Genomic DNA, 19597 nt, shown 5'->3' with positions numbered 1-19597 from the left:
ATTTTACATATTATTTCTACTTGAACTTGTTAATAATTTTTCATAGGCGATTTCAAATTTTTGTACATCTCCAGCACCCATAAAAATAATTACTGCATCTTCATGATCTAATAACGGTGACACGTTTTGTTCTTTAATAACCGAACCACCTTTAGAAATTTTCGCGCCTAAGTCTTCAATTTTTACTTCGCCTTGCGTTTCACGAGCTGATCCGAAAATATCACATAAATAAACTTTATCAGCTAAATCTAATGACGTCGCAAACTCATCAATTAGAGCAACCGTACGTGTGAATGTATGCGGTTGGAATACAGCAATAATTTCTTTTTCTGGATATTTTTGACGCGCGCCATCAATCGTTGCTTGAATTTCTGCTGGATGATGGGCATAATCGTCAACAATAATCATATCACTCACTTTTTTCTCAGTGAAGCGACGCTTTACACCATTAAATGTTAGCAATTCTTTTGCAACTTCTTTATCATCTAACCCTTCTAAATGACCAAGCGCAATAACTGACAATGCATTATATACATTATGAATACCAAAAGATGGCACTTCAAATTTACCAATGATGTCGCCTTTATAGGCTACTTCAAACGAAGAACCTGTTGTTGTTCGTTCAATATTTATTGCTTTAAAATCATTATGATCGCTTGTTCCATAGTAATAAACAGGGACATTAGCTTCTAATTTTTTTAACTGTTCGTCTTCACCAAATGCAACGATTCCTTTTTGTACTTCTTTTGCAAATGTTTGGAAGGCATCAAAGACATCATCAATACTTTGATAATAATCTGGATGGTCAAAATCAACATTGGTAATGATGGCATAATCTGGTTGATATGCTAAGAAATGTCTACGATATTCACAGGCTTCAAAAGCAAAGTATTGCGCCCCTTTAACTCCGTGACCTGTTCCGTCACCAATTAAGTAGCTTGTTGGTTTAATCCCACTAAAAACGTGTGACAATAAGCCTGACGTGGTTGTTTTTCCATGTGAGCCTGTTACTGCAATACTAGTGAAATGTTTAATGAATTCACCAATGAATTTATGGTAACGAATGACTTCAATCCCTTGTTCGTTAGCAGCTACTATTTCTTCGTGTGTATCTGGGAAAGCATTACCTGCTATTACGACCATATTTTCTTTAATATTATTAGCGTCAAATGGTAAAATTAACACCTTATTCTTTTCTAATTCACGTTGTGTAAACACATATTCTTCTATATCAGATCCTTGCACGTTATAGCCTTTTTCATGCAAAATTAAGGCAAGGGCACTCATACCTGATCCTTTAATCCCTACAAAATGATAAATCTTTTCTTCACTAATATTCATTATTTATCCTCTTTTCTGTCTACTACCTATTGTAGCATCAAATCCGAATACCATTATCGTATATTTTGATTATTTTTTCAAGAACTTGTCACTAACAAAGACAAAGTAAAAAGGAATTAAGCCTTCTAAGCGTAATTCCTCTTACCAATTAATTATCTGAATCAAAATAGATACTATTTGTCAGTTTGCCTTCATCTGACATAATGCCTGATAATGATTTATCTAAGCGCGTTCTATTTACCTCTTCAGTGCCGTTTTTCTTTTTAAAAACTGGTGTTTCTAAATCTTCTTTCTTTGAAAAAGCACTGATCTTAGGTTCCGGAATAATATCTTTTTTAGGTAGTTGAGGAATGGTACGTTTATTTCTTTGAATAGGTTCCACCTCAGTATAACTGACTTCTAACGCCATGTCTTCCATCTCTGGACTGATTTGTTCGTCAACTAGCTCTTCGTTTTTTAATTCTGGTAGAGCATCATCTTCATCTGAAGCTAGTACAAGATAAGATTGTTTATCTTTTGATAATTGCTTAGCTAAGGCTACTTTTTGTTCCACTTCAATTGTGGGATCTTGCCCATGCATTTGTTGCGGAATAGCTTTAGGAACAAACTTTTCTTTGTCTTCAGCAAATCGTGTATTCGCTAATTTTTCTTCTAAAGCGGCATGTTTATCGATTCGTTCTTCAACGTCTTCTGGTAACCAACTTTTAGGTTCTTGAGTGATTCTTTTACTAATCGGAGGCTCATAAGTTGAGGCGAATTGTGATTTGCTTTTTTTATCTTGCTGATCATTTGCCACGTTCGGTTTAATGGCTAATCCTTTTGAGCTTTTTTCTTTTTTAGCGGTCTTAGGTTGCCAATTTTTTTCTTTAGTTGGTTCAAGTTGTTGCTCATCTACTTGATTCATCTCATTTAGTTCTTCAATTTCATCTAAATGACGTAATTCTTCTATTTTATTTGAAACAACTTGTTGATATTTCGTAATGATAACAGGTTCATGTTTTTCAAAAATTTCTCGTTTAGGTTGAGTGGCTAATTTGACACCTTCTTTATCTGAAAAAGCTGGAAATCTAAAAAATTTTCGGTCTATCGACTCTTTCATAAACGTCAACCCCTTTCTTTAACATATCAAGTGTACCATACTTAAAGAAACAACCCTAGAAAAAAACGTCATCCTATTCCTAATGAGGAATTGGTTCAAAATCATAAGGTGTCACCCCTTCAGTCATACCAATCATTGGAGAGATTATACCTTGTGTAACTAATGTTTCAGTCAGTACATAATCCTCAGTAACTGGCGATAAAACATCTTGCTCATTTGTTCTTTCAAGTGTTTCATTAACCACTTGTTGATATGTGTTGGGATTTTTTTGAGTAACTTCTTCTGTATCGTTTGATTCTATATAAATATGAGGGGCTAATTCTAATGCTTCAGAAATTCTAGGTAATAAATACGTTAAACGATTAGTGGCTTCATTATCAGTTGCTCTAATAAACGCTGAGGCTTCACCTAGCATAATTAATAATTCCTTACTTCTTGTTATCCCTGTATATAACAAATTACGTTGCAGCATGCGTGCATACTGATTCACCATTGGAATGATAACCATTCTAAATTCACTACCTTGTGACTTATGAATCGAACAACAATAAGCTAACGTAATTTTACTCCACTCGTTCCTCCCATATGTTACTTCATTTTGGTCGAAACTAATGACTAATTCATCTACTTTATTGTCAGAATCTTTTGCAAAAATAATGCCCGTAATGACTCCCATATCACCATTAAACACATTCAACTCAGGTTCGTTGACTAACTGTAAGACTTTATCACCAATTCGATACACTTTATCGTTCCACTTCACTTCTTTACGTGTGCCATTAGGGTTAGCATTAAAAATTTCTTGCATCATATTATTGATGTTATCAATACCCGCTACTCCTCGATACATAGGTGCTAAAACTTGAATATCTTGCGCGGTAAACCCTTTTGCTTGTGCTTTCGTCACTATTTGACGAATAATTGGCTCAATTTGAACAGCTTGGCATTGAAAGAATGAACGGTCTGGTTGATTCTTTGTTAAATCAGCGGGTAACTTGCCATTTTTAATCCCATGAGCTAATGAAATAATCGTTGAACCATTTCCTTGTCGGTAAATATCCGTTAACTCACAACTCGGTATTTCATCAACTTGTAAAAAATCATGTAAAACTTGTCCTGGCCCCACCGATGGTAACTGATCTTTATCTCCTACAAAAATAACCTGCATATTTGTCGGAATAGCTTTTAACAATAAATTAGCTAGCCAAGTATCCACCATTGACATCTCATCAACGATTAACAGTCCACCCTCAAGTTTTTCTATTTCTTCCGCATTAATTTTCTCACCTGCATTCAACCCTAATAAACGATGAATGGTACTTGACGGTAAACCTGTCGTTTCGTTCATTCGTTTAGCCGCTCTTCCTGTTGGTGCCGCTAGTAAAATAGGAAAAACTTCATTATGATACTCGTTAATATCTAAAGATAAATCATTTAATCCAGCAAACAGCGAAACAATCCCATTAATAACAGTAGTTTTACCCGTTCCCGGCCCCCCCGTTAAGACAAACAAAGGAGAGCGAATAGCTTCTTTTAAGGCGAGAATTTGAGAATCACCGTAATTCATTTTATTTTGTTTTTCTAGTTGCGCAATAATCTTATCAATCGCTGCTTCATCATATTTAATCCGTTTTTTTCTTGAGAGCAATCGTTTGATAGACGTTGCAATACCAAATTCGGCAAAATAAAGACTATTTTCAAACAGCTTAGTTCCCTCTTGTTGAATCTTACCAGCATCTACTAATTGAATAATTTCATCTGCAACTAAATTAGGCGTTATTTCAACTGGTCGACTTGTTTCTAGTAATTGGATCGTTTGTTCAAGGAGCATTTCTGCTTCTAAATAGGTATTCCCTTCGTTTAGGGAGCCTTGTAGCAATTCAAATTGAATCGCTGCTTGAATGCGAGATGACGACGTGGCTTCAATTCCAATATTTTCAGCTAATTGATCGGCTTTTTTGAAACCAATCCCTTCAATATCTTCACACAATCTATAAGGGTTTTCTTGAATAAGTTCTAAGGTCTCACCTTTATATTGTTGATAAATTGCCATCGATAATTGACTACCAAATCCATAGTCATGTAACGATACGATAACTTGTTCCATACCATAATTTTCGCGAACGCCTTCATGCAAGACTTGTTGACGTTTTTTTGTTATACCATCCACTTCAAATAAACGATCAGCTTCATTCATAATGATTTCAATGACTTTATCACCGAAAGTCTCGACAATTTTTTCAGCCGTTTTGTGACCGATACCAGGGAATTTATCACTGGATAGATACTCTACTAAACCGTTTTCTGTTGTTGGTTGAATTTTTTTATAGGTTTCTACTTGAAATTGTTTTCCATACTTTGGATGATCTACCAAATGGCCAATAAACTGATACGTTTCTCCTTCTATCATGTCGCCAAAACTACCCGTCACAACAATTTCTAATTCTTCATAAGGTGTATTTGTTTCTTCCACACCTATCAGCATCACTTTATAAAAATTACTCGGATTTTGGAAAAAAATGGCAATTAGTGAGCCAGTGACATATAACGATTCATTTTCCATTTCTTCCCTCCTTGACTTTTTCTCTATGTATCATCTTAAGCTTTTTTAATCAAATAAACAAGAAAAAACAGTGGATGGTTTCCACTGCTTTTCTTGACTATTTTAATGTTTCTAAATAAGCTAACGCTTCTTTGACATTTTTTACTGGGACGATTTTCATGTCTGTTTTAATTTTTTTAGCGGCTTCTTTGGCTATTTCGTAGTTATTTTTTAAATCAGGTGCTTCTTTTAATACGTCTTCAGGATACTCTTCACTTGGCGCAAAGAAAATATCGGCTCCTGCTTGATCGGCGGCTACAATTTTTTTATCAATGCCACCAATCATGCCCACATCGCCATTGCTTTTGATTTCACCTGTCCCAGCAATGATATGACCATTACGCAACGATTGACCGATTAGTCCTTCATAGATTTCAAGTGTAAACATCAAGCCCGCTGATGGACCTCCGATGTCTTCTACTTCAAACGCAATCTTACGGTCAGATTCAAGCGATGTTTTATCAGATAACGTAATACCAATTCCTATATTTTTAGTTGCTGGTAATTTAATTAGTTTACCTGAAATCTCCATTGTCTTATCATCTCGTTTAATTGTTAACGTTACTGATTCGCCAAGTTTCTTTCCCTTCACATAGGTCATGAATTGTTCTGATGAGTCAAAGGAGTGCTCATCTACTTTATAGACCACATCGCCAACTTTTAATTTACCTTCAAAGTCTGAGCCTTCAACAACCGAATGAATAAATACGCCTTCATAAACAAAGGTGTATGGTTCCTTAGCTAAATCAAGCGCTACTTTTTTTGCCATGTTTTCAGATGAACTCATTTGCAATTGACCGATTAAATCGTACTCTTCACTATTATTATCTCCAAATAATGCTTCTTTTGTTTCAACCTCTTGAAAATCATTAAATTTAGCGGTTAATAAAGTAAGTGGTGTGGCCTGTCTAATCCCTACAGTCGTTAGTAAGTAAGCTCCCGTATGTTCATTCTTTTGTCCGTCTACTGTGACAAATTGTTGTACATCATCAGCACTACCAGGCATTTCAATGTAATACGGTAAAGGTAAAAATAAACTGGTCATGATTAACACGCATGCTACCACAATACTTATATAAAGAGGTGTTTTTGATTTCTTTACTTGTCTTTCATTTCTCACTACAGGCACCTACTTATCTTTTTGGTAGTTATTTTTTACAGCTTCATTAATAGCCGTAGGTAAATAGGCTGAAACATCTCCACCAAACATTGCAATTTCTTTAATAAGGCTTGAACTAATACGACTAAGTTCTGGCGGTGATAATAAAAAGACCGTCTCTACTTCAGGCGCTAAGTCATGATTCATATGGGCAATATTTTTTTCATACTCGTAATCTGTCATATTTCTAATCCCTCTAATTAAGACGGTTGCACCTAATTTTTTAGCAAGATTGACCGTTAAATCAAGTGAACTTTCCATTACCTCAACATTATCTAAATGGGCTAAGGCTCGTTTTGTTAAGGTTAACTTTTCTTCAAGGGTAAAAAGAGATTGTTTACTTGTGTTGGTCATAATAGCGACAATCACACGATCAAACATTTTGGCGGCGCGTTCTACCGTATCTAGATGACCGTTCGTAAATGGATCAAAGCTACCAGGAAACAAGGCGATTTTAGTCATGACTAACTGCCTCCTTTTGATAAATGGTAATACGCGTGTTACCGTATAATTGATTTTTCAAACAGACAAGCCCTTCAATTTCACCTAAATCAAAAAATTTGTCGGTTTCACAAACAACTCTAGCGTGGTCAGATAGCAAGCCATTTTCTAGCATAAAGGTAACTTGTGCCACAATTTTTTGCTCTTTATAAGGCGGATCTAAAAATACTAAATCAAAGACTTGTTTTTTCGCAGCAAATTCTTGTAATGCTGATTCTGCTGATTTTTTCATTATGGTTACGCGAGATTCAGCTTTAACTAATCCGACGTTTTCTTTGATGATTGAAATAGCTTGAAAATTCTTATCAATACAATAAGCATGTCCACAACCTCTAGATAGCGCTTCTAATGATAGATTGCCACTACCAGAAAATAAATCTAATACTATTTCTCCATCAAAATATTGTCCTAACATGTTAAACATTGCACCTTTTATCTTGTCCGATGTAGGGCGTGTATTGTCTCCTGTTAATGTTTTTAAGCGACGACCGCCATATTCTCCAGCTACAATTCTCATACCTTCACTCCTATAAAAAGAAGGGCTGTGACAATTGTCACAACCTTTCTGTTATTAATATTATGTTTTTAAACAATTTCTGCTAATTTAATCGTTGTGCCCAATTCTTGGACTTCAAAGCCATCATCGGCATCTTCATTCTTGCTATATGTAGTTGAAACATCTGGTCGATAAGACACATCGACTTTACGTACAAAATGCAATGATTCAATGGCTTCTTTATTTTTTGGGATATCTACATCATCCATATAAATCACCACGTATTTCATTTTTTTTGACACGTGATGAACTAAACCGAATTTTCGTAATTGTCTTAATGGGCGCATGGTATAGACCCAGACGGTTAAACTACGGCGTTTTTTCCAGGGTAATGTTTCTTGTATTATTTCTTCCGTTAATTGGTTTTCATCCAACATGACAACTTCCTCCACATCCTCTTTGAGCAAATTCAAAGAATGGATTTCCTGCATCAATTTTGATATCGGGTGAGACAATCTGAGCCAATTGATAAGAAATCAAATCTAGCGTTTCTTGTAAGTCACTTTCGCTAATACGATAGTCCATCACCGCTTCATTTGTATCAAGTTCTCGTTTCATTTTACGCATATGACGGCGCTTCTCTGTATAATCTGGCGCGAACTTCCCATATGCTTCTACTTTTTCAAAAGCTTCTTTTGCTTCAATAAACTGTTTAACTTTTTTATTTATTTCGTTAGATTGTTCAATCACTGTACGACGAGTGACTAACTCATTTAATGTTTCACTTTGAGTAATAGTCGTAATCAATGTCCTTGTTTTTTCTTCCACTCTAATGGTTTCTTCTGTATAGATCATTTATTCACCTCATGAAAGGGTTATTTTATCATTTCAATAATACCACGATAAAATCATCTTTAAAAGCTAATCCAATTTTATTTACCTTTTCATCATCAAGCTTCAATAAGTGTGTTAATTCTCCGTATAGATGCATCGCTAAAAACGAGGTATCTTGATTAGGCAAATACAATAGTCCTTCTATATCTTCAAATTTATTGGCGTTACTTATTTTTTCCAATTCACGCATTTCATTCTTCTCTAAATAAAACGGACGTTCATACGTATGCGTCATACGTTCTTCAAGAAACTCTTCTAAACGATCTTCTTGCAAAATCGTTTCTTGATTCCCAACAAAGTGCTGAGCTAATTCATCCGCCAGATTATTGAGCATAGGATCTAAATCTAGCTTATCTAAATCAGCAAGTTCACGTAATTGATTGAATAAATTAACCAAATGTTTTTTTCTAACGCTATCTTTTACTGTTGATGCATTTGATAGAGAGTCTCCTGCATCTAACAAGTTGCCTGATAGTAATTGGTACGGCATTAACGTCAGTAAATCATGTGCGGATAGATAGCGAATAGCTATAATAGCTCCAGTCTTCTGATTAAATTGAATAAGTGCAAACGCGCCATTGTTAAAAGCAATTAGCGGTTGATAATTCATGTCTTCTTCACTCAACTCGATCACGTAATTCTCTCGTTCATAATCAAAACTAAAATTGGAATACAACGTTGTCAACAACGCTAAATCTTCCATTTTCATACCAGTATGTATATTATCTGTCTCCACTTCATTGCCTAAAATCAAGATTGACTCAATTTGATGATTAACAACTAATACTTCATAATAATCGTTCGCACTACTTCCATATGTCCACCATTCATGCGTCTGACTGATTCTTTCCTTGGAAACAGGTTCTCCAAATTGTTTAGCAAATTTTTCACCTGATTTACCAATCCATTTAGAATAACCATTGGCTGGTAATTTTTCTTGAACAAAGGTCGGTTCTTTTTCTTTTATAGATTCATCGATACTCGTATTTTCTTTTGGAGAGGAAGAAGATTGTGGGAAAAAAATGGGTAACGTGTAACTAATAATGGAAATAAAAAGAACTGCAACTAGAAAATCTTTTATTCGTTTCATTCTTTCCCTTCTTTCTTCCAATAGTGGGGCAATTATTTAGGTGTGATTTCAATTAATAAATCACCAGTTCTAATAGGTTCTCCTGCTTCAGCATGAAGCTTGCTTATTACACCATCAAATGGTGCTTGTAAGGTCGTTTCCATCTTCATGGCTTCTGTTACCATTAGCGTTTGTCCTTTTGTTACTTTTTCGCCTTTAGAAACCAAGACTTCTAGCACTGAACCTGGCATTGTTGCACCAATATGTTGTTTGTTAGTTGGTTCTGCTTTTACTTTTAAGATTACTTGTGATTTAACATGCGTATCATTAATAATAATTTCACGACGCTGACCATTAAAGTTAAAGAATAAGGTACGATTTCCTTCAATATCAGGTTCACCAATTTCATCTAGACGAATCTTGAATACTTTTCCTTTAGCAATTTCAAGATTAACTGTTTCATTTAAACGCATTCCGTAGAAAAAGGTTGGTGTATCTAATACAGTGATTTCACCAAATTGATCGTTCATCTTACGATAATCTAAAAATACTTGCGGGTACATAATATAACTTAAAACTTCTTCTTGAGACGGTTCATAGCCAATTAATTCTTGTAATTCAGCCTTAGTAGATTCAAAATTAATCGGTGTTGCCAAACTACCCGGTCTAACCTCAATAGATGGTTTCCCTTGTAAAATAACTGCTTTTAATTCTTCTGGGAAGCCTCCAGTCGGTTGTCCCAAGTCTCCTTGGAAAAAACTAACAACAGAATCAGGGAAACTTAATGTGTCAGCTTTTTCATAAATTAATTCTTCTGTTAAATTATTTTGAATCATAAAGAGTGCCATATCACCTACTACTTTAGAAGAAGGAGTAACTTTAACGATATCTCCAAACATTTGGTTAACATCCGCATAGACTTGCTTCACTTCATCCCAACGTTCTTCTAATCCTACTGCTTTGGCTTGTTGTTGCAAATTAGAGTATTGACCACCTGGCATTTCATGTTGGTAAACTTCAGTATGTGGGGCATTCATCCCATTCTCAAATGGCGCATAATAGCGACGAACACTTTCCCAATAATGATTGATGGCTTGAACATTTTTGATGTTAATGTTTGGCGTACGTTCACCTTCACCTAGTGCATAGTACAAGCTTCCCATACTTGGTTGACTCGTATTGCCACTTAAAGAACTAATGGCAACATCCACAATGTCTACACCTGCTCGTGTCGCTGCTGAATAAGTGATAAGCCCATTCCCACTCGTATCGTGTGTATGCAAATGAATCGGTAAGGATACTTTATCTTTAAGCGCACTAATTAAATGGTAAGCTGCTTGAGGTTTTAATAACCCTGCCATATCTTTAATACCAATAATATGTGCCCCCATTTTTTCAAGTTCAAGTGCCATATCCACATAGTAATTAATATCATATTTCGTACGGGTAGTGGATAAAACATCCCCCGTGTAACAAATCGTTCCTTCAGCGATTTTGCCACTATCTCGTACAGCTTGAATACTTTTTTCCATTTGAGGTAACCAGTTCAAACTATCAAAAATTCTGAACACATCGATCCCATTTTCAGCGGCTTGTTTGATAAAAGCTTCAATCGCATTATCTGGATAATTTTGGTAACCGACTGCATTTGAACCACGGAATAACATTTGTAATAATGTATGCGGCATTTGCTCACGAATTAATTTTAAACGTTCCCATGGATCCTCATTTAAGAAACGATATGCCACGTCAAAAGTTGCGCCTCCCCACATCTCGCTTGAGAATAAATTAGGAATAGCTAATTCAGTCTGATGGGCAATACCTAAAATATCTTTTGTTCTAACACGAGTTGCCAGTAAACTTTGATGGGCATCTCTAAAGGTTGTATCCGTTAATAGTAATTCTTCTTTGTCTTTCACCCATTGACTGACCGCATCTGCTCCTTGCGTGTCTAAAATGGTTTTAGCGGTTACTGGAATATTTCTTGTTGTTTGTAAAAGAATCGGACGAGGTTGTTCAAACACAGGTTTCGTTTCTTCCTTAATACCTGGGAAGCCGTTAACGGTTACTTCTCCAATATATTTCAACATTTTATTACTACGATCTGACACACGTGGGAAATCAAATAATTCAGGTGTGTTATCAATAAATGTCGTATTAAACTCACCACTTTGGAAGGATTCATGTGCTAACACATTTTCTAAAAAGCGAATATTTGTTTTTACTCCACGAATACGGAATTCTTTTAACGCACGCTGCATCGTTGTAATGGCCTTATTAAAGTTAATACCATAAGTACATACCTTTACCAATAATGAATCAAAATAAGGTGTCACTTCTGCTCCAGCATAGGCATTACCAACATCCAAACGAATGCCTAAACCACCTGGCGAACGATATGTATCGATTTTGCCTGTATCTGGCATAAAATCATTACTTGGATCTTCTGTAGTGATACGACATTGAATCGCCGCTCCTCTAAAAGTTAAGTCTTCTTGCTTAGGAACCCCCATTTCTTCATGAAGCTGTTTTCCTTGGGCAATTTCAATTTGCGAAATCACGATATCAATATCTGTAATCATTTCAGTAATTGTATGTTCGACCTGAACACGAGGATTAACCTCGATAAAATAAAATTGATCGCCTTCAACTAAAAATTCTACTGTTCCTGCATTATAATAGCCTACATGCTTCATTAACTTAACGGCTGCTTCACAAATTGCTTCACGTAATGAAATAGGCAGAGAAACACACGGTGCTATTTCTACTACTTTTTGATGACGTCGCTGAATTGAGCAATCACGTTCAAATAAATGTACCACATTGCCATGTTCATCACCTAAAATTTGTACTTCAATATGTTTAGGGTTTTGAATATATTTTTCAACATAAACTTCATCACTACCAAATGCGGCTTTTGCTTCACTACTTGCTCGATGGAAGGCATCTTCTACTTCTTCTTGACTATGAACAATTCTCATACCACGTCCACCGCCACCAAGTGCGGCTTTAATCATGACTGGATAGCCATGATGACGTCCAAAGTCATAAACCTCTTCTACAGACTCTACTGGCCCATCTGAACCTGGAATGGATTGTAAGCCTGCATTTATTGCCGCTTCTTTGGCTTTTATTTTATCGCCAAACATATCCAAGTGCCCAGATGAAGGACCAATAAATTTAATTACTTCAGCCTCACAGCGTTTTGAAAAAGCTAAATTTTCAGATAATAGACCATAACCAGGATGAATTGCATCTGCTCCTGTATCTTTTGCGATTCTAATAATATCTTCAATATCTAAGTAAGCATCGATTGGTTTTTTCCCTAATCCTACTACATAGGCTTCATCCGCTTTAAAACGATGAATAGAGTCTTCGTCTTCGCGTGCATAAATTCCTACAGTAGGAATGCCTAATTCAGTACATGCACGGAAAATTCTAATCGCGATTTCCCCTCGATTGGCAACTAATATTTTTTTCATGGTCACAGGTCTCCTTTATACAAACTTTATAATGCTTCGATTTGACGTTGATATTTTCTTCTTAACTCATCTGCTCTAATATTTAGTGCTAACCCGACACCAATTGATAAGGAAATAAAACTTGAGCCTCCTTGACTTATAAACGGAAAAGTAACACCTGTCATTGGAATCAACCCCGTAATCCCTCCAACGTTAATAAAGGTTTGGATTAACATCATTGCCCCTATTCCCGTACAAACCATTGAATTAAATGTGCTCGTTGCTTTAATCCCTACAGAAATAATACGGAGTATCAAAAACATTAACATTAATAGAATGATAACTGCAGCAATCAATCCCAATTCTTCAATAATAATCGAAAAAATAAAATCTGATTCTGCCACGGGTAAAAAGCCTTTTTTCTGAATACTATTACCTAAACCTCTACCAAACAAACCACCATTAAACATTGCATAGTAAGATTGGATCATTTGCATTCCTGCATCATATTGAGAAATAAAAGGGTTCTTAAATACTAAGAAACGATTAACAATATATTCAGGAATAAAATACTTCCCTACAGTCGTAACAAATTCGATTGCGATAAAACTTAGCGCGATACCACCACCAGTAATCGCGATACCGTACCAGTAACTAATACCACTAGCCAATAACATGACAATGGTTAGTAACACAATAATCGCTGCACCACCTGTATCTGGCTGTACTAGTACTAAAAAGGCTGCTGCTGCGATCATTCCGACTGGCCATAGAACTGTTTTGATGAATTCATTAGAAATCGTTGACTGACGTTTTGATAAGACATAAGATAAATACCAGATAACAATTATTTTAAGAAATTCAACTGGCTGTACTTGGACGCCAGCAATCTTAATCCAACCTCTGGCACCACCTAGTGCTTCTCCAATAAAGAACGTTAAGACCAACATGGCCAATATACCTATAAAACTGGCCATTACTACCGTTCGATTTTGTAAAAAGTCAATTTTCATATGATAAATGACATAAATAATAATCAAACCAACAGCAAAAAAAGCAACTTGCTTGATTCCACCACTAAATTCATTTCGTCCTGCACTAATCAGCTTATAGGCTGTCGCACTGTATACCATCACAATTCCGATAATTGATAATGCTATGTATGGAATGACTATTCCATAATCTAAAAAGTAACGTTTTTTTGGCTTCTTTACCACTAACTACACTCCTATTCTTGCATTTCCTTTTGTGTTTCATAGACATCTATATAGACCTGATTTAATTCACGTTCTAAATCAGCCAAAATAAGTTGTCCTTCTTCATGCTTTAAAATATTCATTTTTATTGCAAAGTCAATTTGGCGACTAAAACCATACATTTGTGTATCTACCACTTCCTCAAAGGCTTTACACTGGGAAATACATAGATGATTTCGTTGACTGTTAATTAGGGTTCTAATTTTACTTGCTTCTTTATTTAAAACAGACAATGCTAATTGATGTTCATTTTCCTTATTCATTTCAATGCCTCCTTATAATTCATCTTATTATAGCATATTTGATTAAAAATTAAGGAGATAAGATGAAGAAAAGAAAAAAAGAGATATGACGATAATCGCCACATCTCCCCATGTTATTTAACTGATTATTTTGCTGCTGCGTAGTGTTTGTTAACTTCATCCCAGTTGATTACATTGAAGAATGCTTTAATGTAATCTGGACGTACGTTGCTATATTTTTTGTAGTAAGCGTGTTCCCAAACATCGATTCCTAATACAGGTGTTTTACCTTCTGATAATGGAGAATCTTGATTAGCAGTAGACATTACTTCTAATTCGCCGTTATTAACGACTAACCATGCCCAACCTGATCCAAAACGGCCAGTTGCTGCTGCAGTAAATTCTGATTGGAAAGCTTCATAGCTACCAAATTTAGCATTGATTGCTTCTTTAATATCGCCAGTAGGTTCGCCACCACCGTTTGGTCCCATGATTTCCCAGAAGAATGTATGGTTAGCATGACCGCCACCATTGTTACGTACTGCTGTTTGAATGTCAGCTGGCACGTTAGCTAAATCAGCGACTAATTCGTCAATTGATTTTTCGCCTAATTCTGGATATTTTTCGATTGCTGCATTTAAGTTAGTAACATAAGTGTTATGATGTTTGTCGTGATGTAAGTGCATAGTTAATTCATCAATATGTGGTTCTAATGCATCGTATGCATATGGTAATTCTGGTAATTGGTATGTCATTGTGGTTCCTCCTAAAAGTTTTTTTATCCTACATAAAAAAATGTATCACTTAATAACGTGTTTTACAAAAGTAATGCTTAAAAGTGAATTTATTTTGTAATTTCCCTTATAAACATATACAATTATAAGATAAATATCTGTTAGGAGCAATACATCTATGAACATTTTATCTTTATTTAAAGAAGCATTACGACATCCTCAAAATCTTTTTATGGCCAATCGTTTATCAAAAAAAATAATGATTCCATACTTTTTACTACTTTCGTTGATATTAGGATTACCACTTATGGGACAAGCCTTTATTGAAACAAAACAAGTAGAAAAAAATATTCAAGAAATTGTTAAACAAACGCCTGAATTTTCGTTTAAAGACAATCAGCTGGTAACTAAAGAGCCTAGTGAAAGTTTTATCTATACCTCTGACTACTTCCTATTTGCCTTTGATCCTGAGAACAAATTGAGTGCAGATGATATTAAAACGCGTTTAGTTGGTAATCAAATCGGACTTGGCTATCTGAAGAACCATCTTGTAGTGACGATGAATGATTCAAACCCCTTCATCGGACTACTGGGGAAAAACACGCTAAAACTAGACTACAAAGACATTGATCAAACGTATTTCAGTCAAACGATTTTTAAAAGCTCTTCCTTAAGGACAAGTGAAAAAGCTATGTTAATCGGGGCTATTATTCTGATGACATTAGTACCGATGATGATCATGTTTGGTATTTACTTATTGCTAGGCACACTTATTGGTCACACATTTGAACGTGCGAGAATGTTAGGATTAACATTGGGTAATTCTTTTAAATTATTTATAGCTGCTTCAACATTACCAGTTGTCGCATCAACTATTTTATCGATTTTCTTCCCATCACTGGATATCTTAACGTTAATTATTGTTGTATCCGTGATTATTTACTCTAATAATATTCGCCAAATTAAGAAGCAACTTATTAATTCACAAAACAAAAAGAACTAGCCGCCAAGCGACTAGTTCTTTTTAATTTTCTGAATACGTATAAACAGGTTCATCCTTTTTCTCATCAAAATCAACCGCTAAATCATAGGTTGAAAAGAACCATTCATCTGTACTATCAATGTAATAAGTTATCCCATTTTGCTCCATCGTAACAATAGGATCTGTTGGTTCTTCCACACGCATACCTGTTGAAAAACCGACATGAACATTTGTCGCTCCACCATATTTACCAAAAAAATGAACGTAGCCCCCTGCTTCAACACCTAATTCATTTTTAAACCAATTTTCTGCTTTATCTGTTACAGTAATTTTCATTTAATCAACCACACTTTCTTCAACGCTTTGTACTATTATCATAACATAGCAGCAAACATTTGACTTTTTTCGCGCTCAAAAAAAGAACCCTTAAAAAGAGTTCTTAGTTCATGATTTCATCAAATCGTTCTACGTCAACTGTTTCTCCGATTACAAATAAGGTATCGTCAAGTAATACCATCTCTTCAGCGGATGGCGAAACAATTAGTTTGGTTCCTTCACGTTTAATAGCAACAACGTTTAGACCAAATCGTTGGCGCAAATCTAAATCTAATAATGTACGATCGACGAATTTATGATTCTCAATTCGTATCTCAGCAATTGAGTATTCTTCTGATAGTTCTAAATAGTCTAAAATATTTTTAGAAATTAAGTGATGGGCCACACGCTCTCCCATATCTCGTTCTGGATGCACGACATGGTCTGCGCCAACTTTTTCCAATACTTTTGCATGATATAAATTTTGAGCTTTAGCTGTAATACGCTGTACACCCATTTCTTTTGCCATTAATGTCACCAAGATACTAGCTTGAATATCTTCACCAATTGCAATAATGACGTGGTCAAAATTACGTAACCCTAACGCACGTAATGCTATCTCATCTTCTGCATTGGCCACTACAGCGTGTGTGGCAATATCCATGTATTCATTCACGCGATCTTCATCACGGTCAATAGCTAAGACTTCTTGACCTGTTTCAACCAATGTTGTACAAACACTAGCACCAAATCGACCTAAGCCAATAACAGCAAAACTTTGCTTCATCATTATTTCCTCACTTTATTTAACAATTCCGTGCTTAAAGGCATAGATAGCAGCCTGCGTACGGTCTTCTACTTCTAACTTTGATAAAATATTTGAAACATGCGTCTTCACTGTTTTTAATGTAATAAACAGTTCATCGGCTATTTCTTGATTGCTTTTCCCTTCAGAAATCAACAATAATATTTCTGACTCACGATTAGTTAACTCATCATGAAGAACAGGGATGTTTTTTTTCGTCAAACGATCCATCATCATGCCTGTCACTTCCGGTTCCAGAACGGTTTCTCCTCGGTAACTCGAACGAATAGCCTCGGCTATTTCACTAGCAGAAGATGTTTTTAATAGGTAGCCCGCCGCGCCTGCTTCGATGGCAGGATAAACTTTCTCATCATCAATAAAACTTGTGACTATAATAATTCTTGCTTCTGGCCAATCATTTAGAATCAATTTAGTCGCTTCAATACCGTCCATTTCATCCATAACTAAATCCATTAAAATTACATCTGGTTTATATTCTAACGCTTTTTCGTAACCAATTTTGCCATTTTCAGCTTCTGCTACAACCTCAATATCATCTTGAATCGATAAATAAGATGATACTCCTAGTCTAACCATCTCGTGGTCATCCACTAACATTACTCTAATCATCCTTATCACTCTCTCCTACTAGCGGAACACGAATATCAATACTCGTTCCTTTATTTTTAAAACTAATAATCTTACACGTGCCGCCCATTTGATTCACACGTTCTTTGATATTACTTAATCCATAACTACCTACTTTAGATTGAGAGGTATCAAAACCAACACCATCATCAATCACCCGTAAAGATAGCATTTCTTCTTGCTTTCTCATATAAACTTCTAAACGTTTGGCTTTAGCGTGGCGTAATGTATTTGAAAATAATTCTTGAATAATTCGAAATAAATTATCTTCAATGGTCGTTGGTAACGCGATATCTTGAATATCCCATACCATTTCGATATTAATTTTTGTTTGAAGTTCTTTTAATAATTGCTCAATTCCTTTTTGAAGACTTTTTCCTTCCAAATTAATTGGACGTAAATGCAGCAAGAGTGCACGCATTTCAGATTGAGAGGCGTTAATAATGTCTTCGATTGTATCTAATTGTTTTAATATTTTTTCATCACCATTCTGCTTCTTAGAATATTCTAATAACGCTGAGAGCATCATTGAAGCGGCAAATAACTGTTGACTAACCGAGTCATGTAATTCTCTTGCTAAACGATGACGTTCTTCCCGTAAAATTTCCTCTTTGGATTCTCCGTCTACTAAATACGGACGTGCAGATAATACTTGAAGTTCTTTTGACATCTCTGATAATTGTTTTCTTAGTGATTCAATATGAAGATCCAGTTCATCCTCAAAAAAATCAGAACTTGCTTGAGGGGCGAACACCTGATGATCATAATTACCACGTTGCAATTGTTCGATTTTCTCTTCTATTTCAAGATATTGGTTCCTTTGTATAAAGTATGACACAATCGTCACTACTAATGCAATTAATAACGACATTAGCATTAAGAAAAAAAAGACAGGAAAAACAGAAACGGTTAAATCAAATAACGCTTTAATCCAAAGTTTTCTGCCCATAGCTGTCAAAACAATAAACGAGGTAAACAATAAAATAATTAGCGTAAATAAGAAGACATAAATAAATAAAAATAAATAATTGGTTTTATTTTTCATATTCTAACAACCTCTACATCACCTAATAACGTGTTCGTCACTAATTTAATGCGTCGGACATTGCCATCATAATCATCACTAAAAATTTTAATGGCTTCATTTTTCAAGTTAAAGCTTTTTTCTTCAAAAACCAATTTACCACTTAACGTTGTATGTTCAACCATGATACCAATTCCCATTGGCACAATGATTCTTGTACGACCAAAACCTTTTCTAATTAATACGACATTATCTTCTTTAGGCAAAATAGTGTTGCCCAAATCAATAATCGTATCTCCCGAAATAATTAAAAGATTAATATCATCCCATTCAAATACTGATGAACCAATTCGTTGGTTGCCAAAAAGTTGACGTTTAAATTTTTTGCCATTTTTAACTGCTGGTTCAACTGTTTCCACATTAATCATTTGTTTGTCTTTCCAAGGCACTAAATCCAAATGTTCTAACACACTCAAACCTGACGTCTCTACACCCACTAGCCCGAAAAACAAAATAGCAAATACTAGCATGAACCAAATAACGGGCCCACTAGTTAATAAACTCATTAAGGAGATCACTACACCCATTATTAATTGAAATTGACTAAAACTACTTTTACGCTTTCTTTTGATCGCAAATATAATATTTACGATACCAAAAATCAAGAAAATTAGTGCTTGCGTTTCATTGACCACTTTATAAAGGACAAATAGCAGCATTAATAATTCAATGACAATAAAAACTCTCCATGAATGTTTCATTAAGCTTACTCCTATCTATAATATTCTTGTTTCATTATACCTTTTATTCCCCTTTTTGTTTAGTATAGATAGACTGATTATTATCTAAGACTATAGACCTAGAAGATTCTTTATTTCATAAAAAAGAAGGAGCATGACATCGGTCACACCCCTATTTTTTAGGCTCTATAATAAATAGGACTGATGAAGGTTTATTCCTTCTTCAGCC

Annotated in this window: 19 protein-coding genes; 1 reads left to right on the top strand and 18 read right to left on the bottom strand. The window is 35.2% G+C overall.

Going from position 1 to position 19597, the window contains the following annotated elements; genetic code table 11:
* Nucleotides 1–3 precede the first annotated feature (3 nt).
* From murC to E4Z98_RS03230, 13 genes are all read right to left on the bottom strand, one after another.
* The gene (murC, locus tag E4Z98_RS03290; protein WP_135253744.1) at nt 4–1341 is read right to left on the bottom strand and encodes a UDP-N-acetylmuramate--L-alanine ligase; all 1338 of its coding nucleotides are present in this window, start codon (nt 1339–1341) and stop codon (nt 4–6) included.
* 148 nt (nt 1342–1489) lie between these two features.
* Nucleotides 1490–2440: a hypothetical protein gene (locus E4Z98_RS03285; RefSeq protein WP_135253745.1), complete on the bottom strand. Its 951-nt coding sequence runs from the start codon at nt 2438–2440 to the stop codon at nt 1490–1492.
* A 79-nt stretch (nt 2441–2519) separates the two neighbouring features.
* Nucleotides 2520–5003, bottom strand: a complete 2484-nt coding sequence (gene recD2, locus E4Z98_RS03280) for an SF1B family DNA helicase RecD2 (RefSeq protein ID WP_135253746.1) — start codon at nt 5001–5003, stop codon at nt 2520–2522.
* A 97-nt stretch (nt 5004–5100) separates the two neighbouring features.
* Nucleotides 5101–6162 (bottom strand): SepM family pheromone-processing serine protease, encoded by a 1062-nt coding sequence (locus E4Z98_RS03275; protein WP_280529207.1) that lies wholly within the window; start codon nt 6160–6162, stop codon nt 5101–5103.
* A 9-nt stretch (nt 6163–6171) separates the two neighbouring features.
* Entirely contained in the window at nt 6172–6663 is a 492-nt protein-coding gene (gene coaD, locus E4Z98_RS03270; protein ID WP_135253747.1) for a pantetheine-phosphate adenylyltransferase, read from the bottom strand.
* The gene (gene rsmD, locus E4Z98_RS03265) at nt 6656–7219 is read right to left on the bottom strand and encodes a 16S rRNA (guanine(966)-N(2))-methyltransferase RsmD (protein ID WP_135253748.1); all 564 of its coding nucleotides are present in this window, start codon (nt 7217–7219) and stop codon (nt 6656–6658) included. The genes coaD and rsmD overlap by 8 nt, the downstream gene beginning before the upstream one ends.
* A gap of 68 nt (nt 7220–7287) precedes the next feature.
* Complete coding sequence (locus tag E4Z98_RS03260) at nt 7288–7635, bottom strand: YlbG family protein (RefSeq protein ID WP_135253749.1); 348 nt, start codon at nt 7633–7635, stop codon at nt 7288–7290.
* On the bottom strand, nt 7625–8053 hold the full coding sequence (locus tag E4Z98_RS03255; RefSeq protein ID WP_135253750.1) for a YlbF family regulator: 429 nt from the start codon (nt 8051–8053) through the stop codon (nt 7625–7627). The genes E4Z98_RS03260 and E4Z98_RS03255 overlap by 11 nt, the downstream gene beginning before the upstream one ends.
* A 28-nt stretch (nt 8054–8081) precedes the next feature.
* Complete coding sequence (locus E4Z98_RS03250) at nt 8082–9182, bottom strand: CAP-associated domain-containing protein (RefSeq protein ID WP_135253751.1); 1101 nt, start codon at nt 9180–9182, stop codon at nt 8082–8084.
* A gap of 32 nt (nt 9183–9214) precedes the next feature.
* Entirely contained in the window at nt 9215–12643 is a 3429-nt protein-coding gene (locus E4Z98_RS03245) for a pyruvate carboxylase (protein ID WP_135253752.1), read from the bottom strand.
* Nucleotides 12644–12669: 26 nt separating this feature from the next.
* Nucleotides 12670–13839 carry an FtsW/RodA/SpoVE family cell cycle protein gene (locus E4Z98_RS03240; protein ID WP_135253753.1) on the bottom strand — a complete coding sequence of 390 codons (1170 nt, stop codon included), beginning with the start codon at nt 13837–13839 and terminating at the stop codon, nt 12670–12672.
* An 11-nt stretch (nt 13840–13850) separates the two neighbouring features.
* On the bottom strand, nt 13851–14141 hold the full coding sequence (locus E4Z98_RS03235; protein ID WP_135253754.1) for a DUF1507 family protein: 291 nt from the start codon (nt 14139–14141) through the stop codon (nt 13851–13853).
* A gap of 125 nt (nt 14142–14266) precedes the next feature.
* Nucleotides 14267–14875, bottom strand: coding sequence for a superoxide dismutase (locus tag E4Z98_RS03230; protein WP_135253755.1), 609 nt, complete (start codon nt 14873–14875; stop codon nt 14267–14269).
* Nucleotides 14876–15032: 157 nt separating this feature from the next.
* On the opposite strand from E4Z98_RS03230, the gene E4Z98_RS03225 reads away from it, so the two are divergent.
* Nucleotides 15033–15857, top strand: a complete 825-nt coding sequence (locus E4Z98_RS03225) for a DUF1189 family protein (protein WP_135253756.1) — start codon at nt 15033–15035, stop codon at nt 15855–15857.
* Nucleotides 15858–15878: 21 nt separating this feature from the next.
* Here the strand turns inward: E4Z98_RS03225 and E4Z98_RS03220 are convergent, their stop codons facing one another.
* From E4Z98_RS03220 to liaF, 5 genes are all read right to left on the bottom strand, one after another.
* Nucleotides 15879–16172 carry a HesB/YadR/YfhF family protein gene (locus E4Z98_RS03220; RefSeq protein ID WP_135253757.1) on the bottom strand — a complete coding sequence of 98 codons (294 nt, stop codon included), beginning with the start codon at nt 16170–16172 and terminating at the stop codon, nt 15879–15881.
* A 103-nt stretch (nt 16173–16275) separates the two neighbouring features.
* A complete protein-coding gene (locus E4Z98_RS03215) occupies nt 16276–16938 on the bottom strand; it encodes a potassium channel family protein (protein WP_135253768.1) in 663 nt (220 codons plus the stop codon).
* Nucleotides 16939–16953: 15 nt separating this feature from the next.
* Nucleotides 16954–17586: a response regulator gene (locus E4Z98_RS03210; RefSeq protein WP_135253758.1), complete on the bottom strand. Its 633-nt coding sequence runs from the start codon at nt 17584–17586 to the stop codon at nt 16954–16956.
* A complete protein-coding gene (locus E4Z98_RS03205) occupies nt 17579–18649 on the bottom strand; it encodes a sensor histidine kinase (RefSeq protein WP_135253759.1) in 1071 nt (356 codons plus the stop codon). Before E4Z98_RS03205 ends, E4Z98_RS03210 begins: the two co-directional genes overlap by 8 nt.
* A complete protein-coding gene (liaF, locus tag E4Z98_RS03200) occupies nt 18646–19389 on the bottom strand; it encodes a cell wall-active antibiotics response protein LiaF (protein ID WP_135253760.1) in 744 nt (247 codons plus the stop codon). Before liaF ends, E4Z98_RS03205 begins: the two co-directional genes overlap by 4 nt.
* Between the last annotated feature and the right edge of the window lie 208 nt (nt 19390–19597).

Source organism: Vagococcus xieshaowenii (assembly GCF_004792515.1).
In the GTDB taxonomy this organism is placed as follows: Bacteria; Bacillota; Bacilli; order Lactobacillales; family Vagococcaceae; genus Vagococcus_A; species Vagococcus_A xieshaowenii.
Note: the sequence above shows the minus strand (reverse complement) of the source record. Positions and strands in the feature narration are given on the sequence as shown.

What these genes read in the sequence shown, in the direction of transcription:
- murC (WP_135253744.1), bottom strand. Translation starts at nt 1,341, where the DNA reads ATGAATATTAGTGAAGAAAAGATTTATCATTTTGTAGGGATTAAAGGA.
- E4Z98_RS03285 (WP_135253745.1), bottom strand. Translation starts at nt 2,440, where the DNA reads ATGAAAGAGTCGATAGACCGAAAATTTTTTAGATTTCCAGCTTTTTCA.
- recD2 (WP_135253746.1), bottom strand. Translation starts at nt 5,003, where the DNA reads ATGGAAAATGAATCGTTATATGTCACTGGCTCACTAATTGCCATTTTT.
- coaD (WP_135253747.1), bottom strand. Translation starts at nt 6,663, where the DNA reads ATGACTAAAATCGCCTTGTTTCCTGGTAGCTTTGATCCATTTACGAAC.
- rsmD (WP_135253748.1), bottom strand. Translation starts at nt 7,219, where the DNA reads ATGAGAATTGTAGCTGGAGAATATGGCGGTCGTCGCTTAAAAACATTA.
- E4Z98_RS03260 (WP_135253749.1), bottom strand. Translation starts at nt 7,635, where the DNA reads ATGTTGGATGAAAACCAATTAACGGAAGAAATAATACAAGAAACATTA.
- E4Z98_RS03255 (WP_135253750.1), bottom strand. Translation starts at nt 8,053, where the DNA reads ATGATCTATACAGAAGAAACCATTAGAGTGGAAGAAAAAACAAGGACA.
- E4Z98_RS03250 (WP_135253751.1), bottom strand. Translation starts at nt 9,182, where the DNA reads ATGAAACGAATAAAAGATTTTCTAGTTGCAGTTCTTTTTATTTCCATT.
- E4Z98_RS03245 (WP_135253752.1), bottom strand. Translation starts at nt 12,643, where the DNA reads ATGAAAAAAATATTAGTTGCCAATCGAGGGGAAATCGCGATTAGAATT.
- E4Z98_RS03235 (WP_135253754.1), bottom strand. Translation starts at nt 14,141, where the DNA reads ATGAATAAGGAAAATGAACATCAATTAGCATTGTCTGTTTTAAATAAA.
- E4Z98_RS03230 (WP_135253755.1), bottom strand. Translation starts at nt 14,875, where the DNA reads ATGACATACCAATTACCAGAATTACCATATGCATACGATGCATTAGAA.
- E4Z98_RS03225 (WP_135253756.1), top strand. Translation starts at nt 15,033, where the DNA reads ATGAACATTTTATCTTTATTTAAAGAAGCATTACGACATCCTCAAAAT.
- E4Z98_RS03220 (WP_135253757.1), bottom strand. Translation starts at nt 16,172, where the DNA reads ATGAAAATTACTGTAACAGATAAAGCAGAAAATTGGTTTAAAAATGAA.
- E4Z98_RS03215 (WP_135253768.1), bottom strand. Translation starts at nt 16,938, where the DNA reads ATGAAGCAAAGTTTTGCTGTTATTGGCTTAGGTCGATTTGGTGCTAGT.
- E4Z98_RS03210 (WP_135253758.1), bottom strand. Translation starts at nt 17,586, where the DNA reads ATGATTAGAGTAATGTTAGTGGATGACCACGAGATGGTTAGACTAGGA.
- E4Z98_RS03205 (WP_135253759.1), bottom strand. Translation starts at nt 18,649, where the DNA reads ATGAAAAATAAAACCAATTATTTATTTTTATTTATTTATGTCTTCTTA.
- liaF (WP_135253760.1), bottom strand. Translation starts at nt 19,389, where the DNA reads ATGAAACATTCATGGAGAGTTTTTATTGTCATTGAATTATTAATGCTG.